General features: G+C 65.1%; 5 protein-coding genes. All 5 read right to left on the reverse strand.

Features of this window, described 5'->3' with window-relative positions; genetic code table 11:
• Window positions 1-3: 3 nt before the first annotated feature.
• The 5 genes from PSQ40_RS13465 to PSQ40_RS13485 all read right to left on the reverse strand — a co-directional run bounded on the left by PSQ40_RS13465 (window position 4) and on the right by PSQ40_RS13485 (window position 15,900).
• On the reverse strand, window positions 4-927 hold the full coding sequence (locus PSQ40_RS13465; RefSeq protein ID WP_273952059.1) for a Tll0287-like domain-containing protein: 924 nt from the start codon (window positions 925-927) through the stop codon (window positions 4-6).
• 259 nt (window positions 928-1,186) lie between these two features.
• Window positions 1,187-4,951: a prealbumin-like fold domain-containing protein gene (locus tag PSQ40_RS13470; RefSeq protein WP_273952061.1), complete on the reverse strand. Its 3,765-nt coding sequence runs from the start codon at window positions 4,949-4,951 to the stop codon at window positions 1,187-1,189.
• A 1,247-nt stretch (window positions 4,952-6,198) separates the two neighbouring features.
• On the reverse strand, window positions 6,199-11,877 hold the full coding sequence (locus PSQ40_RS13475; RefSeq protein ID WP_273952062.1) for a DUF11 domain-containing protein: 5,679 nt from the start codon (window positions 11,875-11,877) through the stop codon (window positions 6,199-6,201).
• Window positions 11,878-12,126: 249 nt separating this feature from the next.
• Window positions 12,127-15,033, reverse strand: a complete 2,907-nt coding sequence (locus PSQ40_RS13480; RefSeq protein ID WP_273952063.1) for a hypothetical protein — start codon at window positions 15,031-15,033, stop codon at window positions 12,127-12,129.
• Between the two features lie 228 nt (window positions 15,034-15,261).
• Window positions 15,262-15,900, reverse strand: a complete 639-nt coding sequence (locus PSQ40_RS13485) for a hypothetical protein (RefSeq protein WP_273952064.1) — start codon at window positions 15,898-15,900, stop codon at window positions 15,262-15,264.
• Window positions 15,901-16,315 lie beyond the last annotated feature (415 nt).

A 16,315-nucleotide genomic window follows, 5' to 3' on the forward strand; every position in this document is an offset into this window, starting at 1 on the left:
CGGTCAGTCCTTTTTGTCCACGGTCGGGGCGGTGGTCGGGGTTCGGCGGTCCATGACCCGCAGGGCCTGGTCCACGCTGCTCTTGAGGCGGAGGATGGCCTTCTGCAGGTCACTGAATTCGCCCGGGGCCACCGGCAGGCCGCCGCCGGGGGCGCCATTGCTGCCCCGCTCCAGGCTCGACGCCAGGGCCACCTGGGTCAACGCGGCCAGCGGATGGGTCACATGGCGGCGCAACAGCAACAGCATCACAGCGGCAGACAACACAAACACGCTGGTGATCGACCCGATGGTGACCACCACACTGTTGAAGGCCTTGGCCTCGGCCGGCGCGGTGGCCACCTGGACCAGCTGCAAGCCGACCACATCCCCCAGCTGCCAGCCGAAGCCATGGCTGGTGCCATAGCGGCTGACCATCGCCTTGGGGGCGGCCGCGGGCACGCTGTGGCACTGCAGGCAAGCGGCAGAGCTCATGCGGATCGGTCGCGCCACAAAGTAGTGGCGGCCTGCGCCCTCGCCGGTTTCGCCCACCAACTCCTGCCGCGCCGGTTCGTTCTGGAACTGGCGCAGCAACCCCACCTCCCAATCGGTCGCCCGGTCGTTGACATTGGTGGGGTTGAGGGCGCTTTCGCGGTACTTGTAGCCCGGCAACTTCTCGGCCAGGCGGCGCATGGCACTTTGCGCGGCAAACGACGGCACTTGCGCGGCATGGAAGCGGTCGGGGTCGGGCAAGCTCGCCAGCGCCTCGGCCACCTCGTCTGTGGTGTAGGCGCGCACGGCCAAGGCGGTCTCCAGCACCATGTCGGCTTTTTGCTTGATCTCGTCGCGGGCTTGCCGGGCCTCGAGGCGGTAAGAGATGAAGCCAGCGGCGACCACGCCGAACACGAAGCACAAGGCAATGATCCCGGCAAAGCGGGTTTCCAAACGCATGATTTCCCCCTGGGGCTTCGGGTCGCTGCCGCGTCAAGGCGGCAGACGCCCAAAGCCATCAGGGCATTGTGGCGTGCACCGAGTCCAGCCACACCCCCCGTGCGCGGGTTGACATCTAACGGTCGAGCTGTTCCGTGTCGGCAGGCCCAAGGCGACCCGCCCCTGTCAAAGTGGCGCCCAGCGGCCGCTTGTCATTCGCTGTTGCGCCCCACCGCACTGCCGTGCAGCGGGGCCTCAGCGTTGCCGTGCCCCCCTGGGCTCAGGGCAGCAAGCGCACACAAAACACCACACTGCCGCGGCCGCCCGACTGCAATCCCACAGGCGCTGTGGTGTTGTCACTGAGCTGCCACACCAAGGCGCCAGTACTGCCCACCGCCGGCTGCTGCGTCAGCGTGCAGCTTGCCAGGCCACTGGGCAACGCGTCACAACCCGCGCTTTGAAAGCCCGTGTAAGCCGGCACCATGTCGGAGATCTGGATCCCGGTCACCGGGCCGGAGGCCTGGTTGGTGAAGCTCAGCCGGTACTCGAGGAAGTTGCCCGGCATGGCGCTGTTGCCCGCGGTGAAGGGCAAGGTGTCGGCGCCGGTGCTGGGGCAGGTGGCGACCTTGCGGACTTCTTTCACCAGCACCAGCGACCCCGAGGCACTGGCCCCCACGGTGGTGATGTCGGTGCGGGTCTGCACGCGCACCACCGGACCGATTTGAGGCGTCGGCTGCAAGGTCTCGGTGGCCGTGAGGGTGGTCTGGTCCTGGCTGCCGCCCTGCGCGGTGGCCGGGCTGAAGACCCGAACCAACAAGCACACGGTTTGCCCGGCGGTGACCGTCACCGGCCCGGACAGCACGCTGTCGGCCCCATCGAGGCTGGCGTTGCACTGGCCGTCGAGGTACAGGGTGCTGTTCCAGCTGCTGCCGCTCTGGCTGGGCTGATCCGACGTGCTGAACACCACCGACCCGCCGGAGCCCGCCACAAAGCTGTGCCCGTAAACAGCGGTTTGCCCGGCCTGAATGCTCTGGCGACCATCGGTGATCAACAGGCTGTTGGGCACCTCACCCAGCACGATGCCACTGTAGGAGGTGTCGGCCGCGAGGGTGAAGCTCAGGGTGCGCGAGGCCGCGTTGTAGCTGCCCCCCGTGTTGCCCACCTGGCCGCTGACGGCCACCCAGGCCGCCAACGGCGTCTCGACCAGGCACACCGGGCCCGCAGGGGCCGACGCCGTGTTGAGGCTGAAGCGCCCTTCGCCGTCGGTCACCGCCGTCGCGTACGTCACGCCGTTGCAATTGCCCAGGATCACCGTGACCCCCGGGCGGCCCACTTCGGCCCCGTTCTTGGCGCCGTCGTAAGGCGTACCGCCCCCCGCACCGTTGTCCTGCAGGACCAGGCCAGATACCGTTTGCCCCAGTTGCACCACGCTGGCCGTGCAGACCAGGGCGGCCCCCGCGGGCAGCTGAGAGGGGGACAGGCTCAGGGTCGACCCACCGGCCACGCTGACATCAAAGGTGGCCGCGGGGTTGCCGCTGGCCGACGCGTTGGTGTCAACGCAGGTGGCCCGGCTGAAGGTCCAGCCAGCGGGGCCGCTGAGGCTGAGCTGGGTCAGGGCGTTGGGCGCTGTCAATGCCTGGGCGGCGCTCGGACTGCCCACGACCGGGTCGGGCGAGGCCCCCGAGGTGACAAAAGACTGGGCCGCATACCCGTTGCCAGACGCACTGCTGGGCTGGGTGGTGAAGGTCAGCGGCGCGCTGCCGGTCTGGCGTTGCAGGCTGAGCTGCAGGGTCGGCAGTTTGACCAGGTTCGCCTGGCACTGTATCACCTGGCCGGCCGCACTGGCCGTGGCGTCGATGCTGAAGGTGCCCGTGCCCGAGGCGGCACTGAGGGTGGCACTGCCCGGGGCTGCAGCACCTTGGGTGGTGGTCACCGTGCAGCTGCCGGTGCTGACGGCCCAGCCCGCGGGAATGCTGAAGGGCACCGTGCTGTTGCCCGTGTTCAGGCCCTGCGGGGTGATGCTGCCAGTGCCTTGGGCCGGACTGCCCACGGCACCAGTGGTGGTCAAGGTGGTCGCCGTGAAACCATTGCCGCCGGTGCCGGCGTTGATGGTGAAGGTGTCGTTGGCGCCCACCGTGGTGAAGGTCAGCTGGAACTGGGCCTGGCTGCCAACGGTGAGGGCCGGTGTCACGGCACAGCCGGCTGGCGTGCCATTGGCGGTGCAACTGCCCGGCGCCTGGACCGCGTTGTTGCCCGAGGGATCGACCTGCGCCCGGTTCACGGCCTGGGTGCCCAGGGCGGCGGCCAAGGGCGTCACACTGACGGTGAAGTTGGCGCTGCCATTGGTGACGGGCAAGCCGCTGGGCAGGGTGACAACGCAGTCCAGCAGTTGACCATCGCTCGTCGTGCCACTGAGCACCGAGCAACTCACCCCGGACGGCGTGACCGAGCCGCCAGGGGCGGCCGCGGCGCTGGCAAAGGCCACCTGGGCAGGCAACTTGTCATAGACATGGAGGGTGGTGCCGCTGACCACAGCCCCGCTGTTGGTCAGGCTGAAGGTGTAGGCGCTGGTGCTGCCCACCAGCAGGCTGCCCGGGTTGGTTTTGCTGAGCGCCAGCACCGTCTGGCTGCCAGGGGCCACGAGGTTGGTGGTGACCGCGCAGCCCATGGGGTTGTACGTGGCGACGCAGCCGCTGCTGACCGCCGTGCTGCTCTGCGGCGCGTTGAAGCCTGTGGCGTCGATGCGGGCCTTGTTGGTGGTGTAGTAGGCGGTGGGCGAGTTCATCGGCAGCACCTGCAAATCCACCGCTGTGTTGCCATTGACCGCCAACATGGCGGGCAGGTCGACGGTGCAGGTCAGCAACAGGCCCGAGCTGATATTGCCGCTGGGCACACAGGACACGCTGTTGGCACCGACGGTCGTGGTGGGGGCGCTTGGGTCGCCCGAGGGGCTGCCCGCGGCGACCACGCTGGCCCCGAGGTAATCAAACCCAACCGGCAGCACGTCGTAGAACACCAAATGGGGCTGGGCCGGGCCTTGACTGTCAGTGACATTGTTGCCAATGGCGATGCGGTAGGTTGATGGCGTGTTACCTTTCAAGCCGTTGTCGTTGGGGCGCACCGACTTGCGCAGCGCCAGGGTGGGGCCCGCGGAACTGATTGACATGGCCGGGGACACCGCACAGCCCGCCGGCGTGCCGGTGGCCGTGCAGCTGCTGGGCGTCGGCACCGCACTGCCGCCGGTGGGATCCACCGCGGCCTTGTTGGGCCCGGTGGTTCCACCGGCCTTGGCCAACACACGCACCGTGAAGCCGGCCGATGCGCCAGGGGCCAGCCCCCCGCTGGGCAGGGTCAGGGTGCAGCTCAGCGCTTGACCGGGGTTGCTGGCGGCGCTGCCCGTCGCACTGCAACTGGCTGCCGAAGGGGTCACCGTGCCCGTCGCGCTGGGGGCGATGTCATAGAACTCCATGTACTGCGGCAGTTGATCGAGCACCGGCAAACTGGCGCCCACCGCCACCGTGCCATTGTTGGTGACCTTCAGCGCGTAGCTGACGAGCGCGCCGACTGTGCCACTAGGAGGGCTGATCTTGGCCAAGCTCAGTTGTGGCGTCCCACCAACCACCGTGATGGCAGCGCTTTTGGCACATCCGGCAGTGGGTGTACCGGTGCCGGTACAGGCGTCGGGGTTGATGGTGGAAAAGTCGCTGGCGCCCGTCAAATCGACCCGGGCCCGGTTGGTGACTGACTGGCCAGCAGCGCCGGCCAAAGGTGTGACATTGAGCAAGGCGGTGATGGTCGCGCCCGCCGCCAAGGAACCAGAAGTGGGCTGGATAAAGCAGTCCAGCAACAACCCGGTGCCACTGACCGTGCCCGGGTTGGCGTCTGGGTTGCAGACTGCGGCCCCCACCGCGCTCCCCCCCTGAATGCTGATGCTGTTGTACTGCACATTGGGCGGCAGCCGGTCGGTGAAGGCATAGAAAGCACTGCCGTTGGGCGTGGTGCCCGTGTTTTTAAGGGCAACTTGGTAGGTTGTCGGAACACCCACCGTCATGCTGGCGGGGTTGGTTTTGGTGAGCGATAGTGGGGCGGTGATCGGCCCAGCCGTGATACCCAAGTCATCCACGTAAAAAGTGTTAAAGGCTATGGTCCCCGGATGCTGGCCATTCACGCTCCAAGTTGCGGACATGGTTTGAGTGGCCGGCGTCGGTGGCAAGGTGATCGTCGACCAGCACTGCATCCATACCGCAACCACGGGATTGCAGTGCGTGACCACAATCTGAGTGGAGCCCGCTCGAATTTCAACAAACATCCCCCCGCGTAGTGCGGTGTAACCGCCGCCAGACGATACATTACCCCCCGTTGCCGGAAGCGCCCCCCCCGTACCAGAAGAACCCGGATGAGGGCCCGCAATGCCCGTTGTTGTCGCAGCCTCCTGACCTTGTAGACCACATTGTGTGTTGCGGTAAACCGTACCATCATCACCTGGGCAATAGACCCACCCTGAGACTGTGTAGGTCTGGCCAGCCAGCCCAGTAAACGTCACAGATTGAACACTTCCGGCCCCATTGCTCGGAGGGTTAGGGCCAAACCCACGCGCGGATTGGCTGGGAGAATGCGAGTATTGGCTGTTGACCGTGAACGAGTTAGATCGACCGAAGGTTGAACCCAGGGCCCGGGAATCAAAATTCTCGGGGTTGCTCATCGCCGGATGGCCAGGGACCGGCGTGAGCGATGGTGCCTGCGCATGCAACCCACTGGCGGCCAAAACCAGGCAGGCCCCCAAGTAGGCGGCGGGCCGGCGCAGCCGCTGCTGGGTGAACACCAGGGCGTTGACGAAAACCACTGACAAGCGGTTCAGCAGCCAAAAGCCAGCAACGCTGCAGATTTGCAGCAGGATCAAAGCCCAAGCCATGTTGGCACCATGGCCGGCGCTGCATGGCGTCTGGGACGGGCTGGCTATGCAGCCAACCGTCGGGGCTTTACCGATGTTGCAACGGCCAGGGTCGTGCACAACTCTGCCGCCGCCGCAGTCCAACGCTATCTTGTTGAAATAACGGCATTTGATTGCCGTGGTTGACGCAACATCGAGAGTGCGATCAGGAACGATACCTCTCTGGCCGAGCTCCTTTAATTTGCCCCTTCGCAAAGTTTGGCTCATAACACTACCCTTGATCTGCACTTCATGGTGTTGACTTGTTTGATTTGCCGACACGTGAGGACCTGCCGCTTTTTGCCCACAACTCCGCGACGGGGGTAGTTGCACATGGACTTGGTGTGACATGTTCACGGGCCTTAAAACTTCTTATCGCTTGGCGAAATCGTGTTTTCATCGAACTTGAACCTCATGCGCACATAGGCGCCCTTGCTGGTGAAGGCGTTGCCTGCCAGGTCTGGATCCTTGATGCCCAGGAAGTTGTAGCCCCCCGACATCCACAGGTTCGGCATCAACTGGTAACCCGCCTCCAGCCCCAGGATGGTTTGGGTGCTGCGCACGCCATCGCGGGCGAAAGTCAGGCCGGCCTGCAAACCCACATCCCAGGACGCATTGAGGTCATGGGTGACCCGGCCAAACACCAAGTGGGTGAGCGCGCTGCTGGTCAAGCCATCGGAGTTGAGTTGGTTCCACTTGACGGCATAGCGTGCGTTCATGAGGGTGGCACGCTGGGGCTGGACATTGGCCTGCACGCTGATGATGTGCGACTCGGTGCGGGTGGAGCCCGGCAAGGTCAGGCCGGTGCTGCTGCTGACCAGCCCGTTGTTTTGCAAACGGTGCTCGTAACGCCCGATGGCGTTCCAGAGGTCCTGGTCGACTGGGCGGTAGGCAAAACCCACCTGCTGGCGCTGCAGCAACTGGGTGCTGCCGCCCACGGCCCGGCTGTTGTTGCTGCTCACGATGCTGCGGGCCAGCAGGCTCCAGTCGGCGTCCAGCTTGAGCGCCAACCCCAAGGTGTTGAGTGCGCCGTTGGTCTCGGAACCGTGGCGCAGCTCCAGCGCCCCACTGACGCGAAAGTGGTTCTCCTGCGCGTAATCCAGCCCGCCCGTGACCGCTGTGGAGGCCAGACCCGCCACGCCCCCCAGGGCACCGGTGTGCTCCAGCCCCGCCACACCACGCAGGTGCTCGGTGATCTTGAGGGTGTTGCGAACCCCCACCACGGCCTGAGCCCCCCGACCGTCGATGGTGTCCACCATGCGGTACTCATTGAACAGCCGGCCACCTTCCATGTAGGCGGTCTCGACGCCGATCAGGCCCACATTGTTCTGCTGGGTCGTGTTGGGGTCGTACTGGTTGTTGTAGAGGTTGGAGACCAGGGCGTAGCGTCCGTAGACGCGGGCCAGGTTGCTGATCTGGTAGTTGCCGCCCACCGTGAGCGCATGGCGCTCACCATCGCTGATGCCTTGTTCGGCTTCCACGAACACCTCGGCCTCTGGGGTGTCCGGCACCTTGGTGGTCAAGCGCCCACGCACGCTGGTGAAGTTCTGGTTCACGTTGGAGACCCCACTTTGCGACATCGAGGGGCCGGTCGGTGAGGACACGGTTCCATAGTTGAACGAGCCTGCATTGGGGCCGGATTGCTGGCCTGTGCGCAAGCCAACCTCACCCGTGACGTCGTCACTGAGGCGGCGCTGCACACTGACCGAGGCACCGTGCAGGTTGGAGCCTGTGCCCGTGAGGGTGTTGTGACTGAAGATGCCCTCGGTCTTGAGCTGGGTGCTCGAGTCCAGGCGCAGCTCCATGCGCAAGCTGGCACTGGTCTGCCCCGCCGGGGTGGTGGAGTTGGGGTTGTCGAACTGGGTGCTGGCGGTGTTGACCTGCGCGACCAGCTTGAGCTGCTCGTCCTGGCGGCGCAACTCAATGCGCCCGGCCTGGCCATCGCCCTTGGCGTCGGACTGGGTCTTGACCAACTCGGACGACAGCGTGGTGGACTCGTCGAGTCGCGCCAGCGCGGTGGCGGCCACCAGGCTGCGCGTGTCGTCGGGCTTGCGGTCGGTGGCCATGACGGCCCCCAGTTGCAGTCGATCCGTGACCTTGAACTGCGCATCGGCCCCCGCCACCCAGAACGGCGAGCCGCCCGAGTCGACCGAGTAGCTGACACGGATGGACTGGGGGTTGAGGTCCGCATCCAGCGAGCGCACCGGTGCCGTGAACAACAGCGTCTTGCTCAGGGGCTCCAGGGTGTAGTCGACAAAGCGGGTCAGCTGCGTGGTCTTGAGCACGGTCTGGGGCTGGTTGCGGTCACGCACCAGCACCTCGATGGTTTCGCTGTTGACCACCATGTCGCCCACACCGGACAGCACGAACGGCCCCGAAGTCCCATTGGCTGGGAACTCCTGGATTTGCTGGGTCAACGTGTCGCGGCTGACATAGCTGTCGATGCGCACGTCCTTGTCTTCAAAGCGGTGGCGCAAACCGTTGACGCTGCGGTTGACCTGGCTGAGCTGACGGACCTCGGGCGACGAGGTGGTCACGAAGTCACCGTAGAGCAGGAACGAGCGGTTCTTGTCGATGCGCACATACAGCTTGCCGGTGCTCTGGGCGTCGAAGGACTTGATCGACGAGTCGCCATAGACCGGGTAGAACTGGTCGGGCTGGATGTCGCGGAACATCGGGGTGTTCTTCTGCTTGTCCGAGTCGTAGGCGGTGGACAGCAGGTAGCTGCCCAGGATCGTGCCCTTGAAGTAGAACGCCGTGCGCGCCGCCAGGTGGCCGTTGCCAGAGTCGGAAGAGAAGCTGTTCAGCTCGGACTCAAACGCACTGCGCTGGGGCGAACCCAAGGCAATCGAGCCGCGGTTGCTGAGGTCGAAGATGCCCTCGACCACGCCAATCCCGGTCAGGGGACGCAGGTCGGGCAGGAAGGCAATGCGTTCCTCGTGCACCAGGCGGTTGGAGATGACCCGCACCCGCCCATCGCCCGGCGCCACCGGGGGAATCAACTCGAACTCGGTGCCATCGCCCTGCACGAAGGCCTGCAGGCCCGGCTCAGTTGGGCTCAGGTCGACCACGTTCCAACGCCCACTGCTGCTGTCGAGGGTGATCGGGGTGCGCGAATGGATGGGCAGGCCAGCGGCATCCGTGAGGCGCACTTTCACTTTCACAGGGGTCTTGCCATCGGCCGAAGCGGTCTGGGGCACGGTCAGCTCAATGCGGGCCGCCTGGCCCGGGGCCACCAGCTCAAGGGTGGCCCGTTCACGGACGTTGCCAAAATCATCAGCCGCTTCCGCCTCCAGCGTGTTGATGCCTCCGTGCAAGGTGACGGCCACGTACTCATAGGCGCGCAGACCCTGCTCCGGCAGGCTGACCCGCTTGCCGATGCGTTTGTCGTCCAGCACCTGGCCGTTGACCCGCAGCTTGATCTGGCCCTGCAAAGGCCCTTTGAGTCGCACATTGATGATCGCAGTGGTGAGGGTCTGCCCTGCGCTCAGGTCCAGGAAGCCGAGGGTGTTGTCGAGCGATGCGACCTCTTCCTCCAGCGGCTTGAGATGGGACGGCGGCTGCAACAGGGTGCCGTCGGATTCGGCTTCGGCCGCCCCCGGCAAGCCAGGTGGCAAACGAGGCTGAAGCACCTGGAACACCGGGTCCGCCGACGAAGATTGGGTGGTGGCCAGGGCCGTGGCCGATTGCCCGGTGCCGGCGCTCGGCAGGTCAATCAACGGTCTGGACACCGAGACACTGCCCCGCACGCTGCCGTCCGCGGCCACATCACCGGTGGCGGGCATGGCGCGCGGATCGGTCAGCAAGGTGGTCTGACCTTTGGGGTCAAAGCGTCCGCGCATGGCGCTGAGTTGGCCATCGAGCGCGGGCTGCAATTGGATCGCCTTGCGCCGCGCCCGCACCTCGTCCACCATGGCCTGGTCGCTGCAGTTGTCCACCGCGAAGTTGGCCTTGTGCCACTCGCCATTCTTGAGGTCCAGGAACTGGCTGTCGCCCACACCGGCATGGCGGTTGCTGATGGCGGCCAAACGGGCCCCCTCGGGCAATGTGCTCAGGTCGACCTTGATCGCGTGGGTGACGGGCCGCAGGCCGTACAGGCTCCACTTGCCCTCGGCATCAGTGATGACGCTGGTGCCGTCTTCGATCATCAGGCGCACCCCCGGAATGCCCAACTCAGCATCCGACTGGATGCCATCGCGGTTGCAGTCCAGGTAGACCTTGCCGAAAGCGAATGCGGCATTGGAGAACACCCCACCGCCCACCTTGACACGCCACGACGCCAGGTTGGACACCCCTTGGGCCCGGGTCGAAGTTTGACGCCCGGCCCCACTGGCCAGGGTCGGCGTGCTGTCGGTGCTGGCAAAGCCACGCGCCTGGTTGATGGCCTCACCGTTGCTGGGCACACCGGGACCGATGCGCACCCGGTACCGGACCACCCACTGGGCTTGGGCCGCCATCTGGCTGTTGGCCGGGGCCGTGAAGGTCAGCAAAGCGCCACGGCCACCGGCCGGGTCGGGCAAGGGCTGCAAAGCCGACGGGCTGCCTGTGGCCCCGGCAGGGAAGAAGGCGCCCCGCGCCGTGCCCGGCACATAGCTGAAGCCACGCGGCAACTGGTCTTGCAAACTGATGTCGCTGACCGTGCTGGCCCCGCTGTTGCGCAGGCTCAGCATGTAGTCCACAAAATCTCCGAGTTCAGCCTGGCTGACCGAACCACTTTTCTCCAGCGTCAGCCCCGAGAGCTGAGGCGCCAACTGCTGCAGGATGACGTCGGTGCTGCCGAACGCCACGCTCAAAGGGGCCGTGCCCGTGGGGTCCAGCGAGGTGCTGGGCGTGGCCACGGCCCAGGCTTGGTTGCTCAGGAAGGCGCCACCGCTGATGGCCTCGGGCTTGAGGGTCACGCGCACCGAGAAATTGAGGGTGTCGCTCTGCCCCGGGGCCAGGGCTTGCCGGCCGTCGACCAGGTTGACGCTGCTGCCCGACGGGAACCCCTGGGGATTGCTGCCCGAGTCGGGGCAGTTGGCAGGCCCCTGGCCATTGAAGCTGGCCACCGGGACCAGGGCCCCAGTCAGGGATCGGGGTGCGCTGATCAGTTGCCACGAGGCCACCGATGAATCGGTGCGACCGATGCCGAAAGCGCAGTCGAGGCTGTCCATGACGTGCACATTGGGTGCGCTGCCGGTGCCCAGGTTGTTGACCGCCACCGAGTAGTCCATCTCATAGACCCCAGCGGTGCCGGTGGCGCGCGGGGCACTGACGGTTTTGTTCAAGGCCAGGGCCGGCAACTGCGTCGCGACCGGGGTCGGGACACTGTCGTTGCCCGGGTCACCGTCGCCGTTGGCATCGGGGTTGATGCCGTCGGTGGAGGTGTCGGTCAGCGTGAGGTCCGTGCTGGTGCCCACAGCGGCCCGCACCTGGGCGCTGTTGAGCAACAGGCCTGAGCGGCCGGTGGTGTTGAAACGCAGCTCAAACTGCACGGTGAATTCGCCATTGACACCGATCTGACCACCGGCCTGCAGCAGTTCACTGCTGTTGGTCTGGCCGGTGAAGGACGGGTTCACGCTGACCCGGGTGCCCGTGCCCTGTGACTGCACCAGCGCGAGGCTGCCCGCGACCACGGTGTACTGCGAGGGCCCGGGCGCCGCGGCAGCGGTGTAACTGCCCCACTGGCTGCTGCCCGTTCCTTCGATCAGGTCGGTGACACTGAGCCGCGACAGCGTGGAGGCCCCGTAGTTGCGCACGCGCACACTGAAGCGGACGGTGGCAGTGCCGTCCGGGGCGCCATTGGCACCGGTGTTCATGCTGGGGACCGAGGCCGCCTTGGCGATGCCGATGCGATCGAGCTCCACCGGCACCTGGATCACCACGGTGTTGGAGCTGTTGCTGCCGGGCTGGGTCTTGCCCAGCACGGTGTAGACGAGAGAAGCCTGGTTGGTGATGCTGGTGCCGGGCGGCGCGGCCGCCGCTTGAACCGCGGGCATCGCGCCGATCAACAGCAGGGCGAGGACGGAGGCCCGACGGAGCTGCGCAGGCGAAGAACGCATCAGTTCAAATAAATTTGACAACATGGCAAGCAACATCCAGACAAAAACCAGACGGGTGAAGCAGCTCCGCAAGACCGCCCAGCGGTCCGGGCCTGCGCCTGGAAAACGCCTTGCCTGACACCACCGAACAGGGGGGTCGAAGCGGCTAGGCATCAATGAAGAGGCGGTGGGGTGATGACCAGCTCAGGTCACACGCGGGGCACGACCCCACCGCGGTGGCCCCTGAACTTCAGGGGCCGAGGTCAACCATCAAGGGTTGGCGGGCAGCGGGTCCAGCTTGACGCCGAACTGCATCGTCAGGGTGCCCGTCGAAGGGATCAGGATGGTGTCCGCACCACAGGTGACCCCCACAGAGCCCGAGGCATTCACGAAGGCCACAGGGCCGCCCGTGCTGTTGCTGCTGGCCACACATTTGTTGACCGGCTGGGTCGCCGTCAGGGTGGTGTATGGCGGCACCATGTCGTTGATCCACACCTTGGTCACCGCGGTCAGGCCGTTGTTGGTGGCCGTGATGCGGTACACCACGCAGGCGCCGGGCTTCAGGGTCAGGGTGTTGACCGAGAAGGTACCGGGGATGCCATTGCACAAGGCGTCAACCGCTTGTTCCTTGACCATCCCGACCTGATTGCCCACCAACACCGACGTTGCATCCACATTGCTGGCCGTGCCGCAGGCGTTCGCGCTGGTGTCGGTCACCGTCAGGGTGGCGTTGTTGATGAACTTGTCGGGTGCGTTGGCCGGGGCATTCACCTTGACGCGCAACTTCAGTTCAGCCCCCGCCGCGAGGGCAGGCAACACACTGGAGGTCAGCGTGGTCTCGGTGCCATCGCTGGCCACGGTGACCAGCGAGTAGTTCCAACCAGCATCCGGCGACGTCACCGTGACGTTGAACGGGCCGCAAGCTTGCGGGGCCGAACTGGCGTTCTGCAGGGTGTGCAGGTAGCTGACGGTGCCGCCCGGTTGGGTCTGACCGTACTGGCTGTTGGTCAGCAGCAGTTGCTTCTTGCTCGCCGGGTTCAAGGTGACCGCGTCGTACTTGATGTCGCTCACGATCGAGCCGGTGGAGGCTGGCGTGGTGGACTTCGCCTGGAAGTAGATGCTTTGCGTGGAGCTGGTGGTCACGGTCGTGGCAGGCGGCGTCACGCAAGCCACCAAACCAAGCTGAGCCCCTGCGGCCACAGCCACAGGCTGGGTGACTTCAGTCGTCGTCGCGGTACAGCTGGTCCCCGAGGGGTAGAACTTCACCGTCCAACCACTGGGCAAGGAGCCCGGGAAGGTCGCGCTGTTGCTGGCGCTCAGGTTGTACGTGCTGTTTTGGCTGTCGTTGTTCTTGACGAACAGCGAGAACTGAGCCGCAACACCCGGCGTGGCCGTGGCCGTCGTGGTAGGCGCGTTGCTTGGGCCCGATCCAGCATCACCGCTGTTGGCATCGGTGGAGCCTGCTGCCGTGTTGGTCAGATCGACCAGGGTGGCCGTGGTCACCGTGGTCACCTGATCCCAGACCGAGTCCTGGACCGCGGCGCTGCCGACAGACACCGCATCAATGCGCACACTCAGGGGGCCGGAACCGACCGGGGTGGTGGCAGGGATGGTGGCTTTGACGATGATCATCGTGGCCGCGCCAGGGTTCAACGGGCCGGTATCGGGGATGCCGTCGTTGTTGGTGTCCAGCAGCGGGGTCAGACCGTCGGCTTTGAAGAAGTCGAACTGGGTGTTGGCCGGGAAGGCCGTGCTGGCGCCCGCCTTCATGTTGAAGGTGTCGGTGCCATTGCCGGTGTTGGCCACGTAGTTGGTGAAACGGACCCAGCCATTGGCAGCCACGCTGGGCATGACCACCAGGTTGTTCTCCGGTGCGGTGTTGGCACTGGGCAGCGGCGGCGGGCTGGTGCTGTCGGACGTCACCGTGCCAGCGGTGCTGGAGGCCGCCACGGCATAGACCTGGTCAACCGTGATGGCCGGCTTGTTGGTCGGGGTGACGGCGCAGGTGTCGATGTTGGTCAGTTGGCAATCACCGGTGCCGTAGTTCGCGACGTTGCCGGTGGTGGAGCCATCGGGCTTGGCCGTGCTGTTGACCAGCACCACGAAGCTCACCGAGCCACTGGCGTTGGCGGCCACAGCAGGCACATTGGCCTTCAGGCTGTTGCCGGTGGCGGTGAAGTTGATGGGGGCGGTGGCAGGTTCTGCCAAGGCCACGCCGCCATTGCCGCTCCAGACCGCCGACTTCGCCACATAGGTCATGCCCGAAGGGATGTCGTCCTTGAAGGAAAACGCCCCGGTGGTCGCCCCGGTGTTGGAGTAGTTGATCGTGAACACCGTGTAGCTGCACTGCGCTGAGGCGGTGATGGGCCAGGTGGTGCTGCAAGTGGAACCGGCGACCGACGGCTTGACCTTGGTCAGCGCGGCGGGCCAGTCAGCGTTGCCCGGCGCCTTGACGGCCGGGATCGAGATGGATTTGGTGACCGCGAACGCCGCGCCATTGGTGGCATTGATGGTGTCAGTGTCGGTGTCGGTGGTGCTGGTGTAAGCCGCGATCGTGCTGGATCCCGTGGGCACGGAGGCCGTCACAGTGCCTTTGCCGATCCAGCCGGAGCCGGCGGTGCCAGGCACGCCGTAGGCCACCACGAAGCGGTAAGCCCCGCCATTGCCGGCCACGGTGACGTTGACGCCCGGTGCGCAAAGGGTGGGGCTCAGCGTGGGATCGCTGGAGCAAAGGGGCGTGCCGCTGGGCGAGCCGGTGCCGTTGGGATCCGGGTAGATCGTGATCTGCGTCATCGTCGGCGATGAAGATCCACCGTCAGCGACCTTGAGCTGGAAAGTGTCCTTGTCGTTGCCGTAGTTGGTCAGCGTGTGCGCCATCGGCACCGTGTTGCCGGCGGCGGCGGACTTGGTGTTGTCCTGCGTCAGGGTGAACGAGCCCACGAACTCGACCACGGTCAGCGCTTCATTGGATTTGGACTCTTGCCGGGTGCTGTTGGCATCCAGGAAGGTGGCCAAGGCCTGGTTGCCGATCTTGGTGCCTGCGGGCGCCGGGGTGGCCAGCGCCTGGCCCGTGCCCGCTCCGAAGAACATCAAGGCCCCCAGCATCAAAGCCCCTGTGCCGCTCCAGGCGGGGCGGAACTGGCGTCCACCCCGAAGCGGATTCTCGTAAGTTTTCAATTGATACTCCTTGGTCGGCTCACCGGAACTGCGCTTTGATCAAAATCCCTGAAAAGCGCTCCGCCTGCAGGCCAATGACCAGCATTCAGATTGATCCGACACCAACAACTGATTTATAAAAATCTGAAAATCAATTCAGATCGAAGTGCCTCGCTGACCGCCAACCGGTACAGGCCGAGAAGATGCGCACCATTCAAACCCCAGAACGGGGCCTGAAATCAGCAGCGATTACTTGGGCTTGAGAATATCGACCGATGGTGGCGCGGCGCGGGTGGTGCCGGGCAACGAGGCCGCCTTCGGAGGCAGGTAGCGTTCGACCTGGACCCGGGCTTTGACCAAGAACTCAGCCCCCGGCGGCAACTGCCCCAAAGCCCACTGCAACGACCGGTATTGCCCATAAGGCACTGGCTCAATTTGCGGCTTGCCGTTGACCTGCACTTGGCGCTGCAATGGCTCGACGCCGTAGGCACCGCCCTGGGTGGCTGCTTTGACCCGATCGGCGCCTGGGCTGGCGGTTTTGGGCAGGTACTCCATGCCCGCCGGGATGGGCAGGGTGGCCAACAACCCGGTGACCGGCTTGGTGTCGCGGTTCAGGTAAGTGGCCTGGTATTCCACGATGTCGCCCGGTTTGACCGAACTGGCATCGACCAGCCGCTCCTGCCCTCCGGGCCCGGTGACCACCTTGAACTGCGCCAGCTTGACTGTCACGCTTTGCTTTTGTTCGGTGCTGACGGCGGCACTTGAAACGCTGCTCACCGCCTGGGCAGACGCACCGGTCACCCCTGCCAGCAAGGTCCAGCCCAGCACCAGCGCCAGCACCGAGCGGCTGCGGATTCGGCCAACCACGGACTCAATATCACGATTCATAAACTCGCCCTCATCAACAAAATGAAATCATTCAACAGACCGCTTCAACGGCTGTGCGGTGCGAGATTAATCGACTACCGTCCGAATCAATGTAAGCAAAATCTTAAATATGACGCACCAAACCACGCAATTCCGGACAGTAAATGGAAAAAATGCCACCCATCAGCAAATTCTCGACCGCCCAGCATTAACAAGTGAGAAGTTATTCACAAATCTCACCATTGAGATAATGTGTTTTAAATTGCAAAAGTTACATTTGCGCCCCATTTTTCGATGACCGGAACGCGACCCGCTGCGACCCGCACCGGCCACCGGCCCGCTTCCCGGCCCGCTTCCCCGACCGGTTTTGCCCCTGCGAGGCGGCCCCGAGGTGGCCTGGAGACGACTGGACGCCTGGGCTAGGCAGGCGCCGGCT

Origin of the sequence: Curvibacter cyanobacteriorum (assembly GCF_028649475.1) — a bacterium.
GTDB lineage: Bacteria > Pseudomonadota > Gammaproteobacteria > Burkholderiales > Burkholderiaceae_C > Curvibacter > Curvibacter cyanobacteriorum.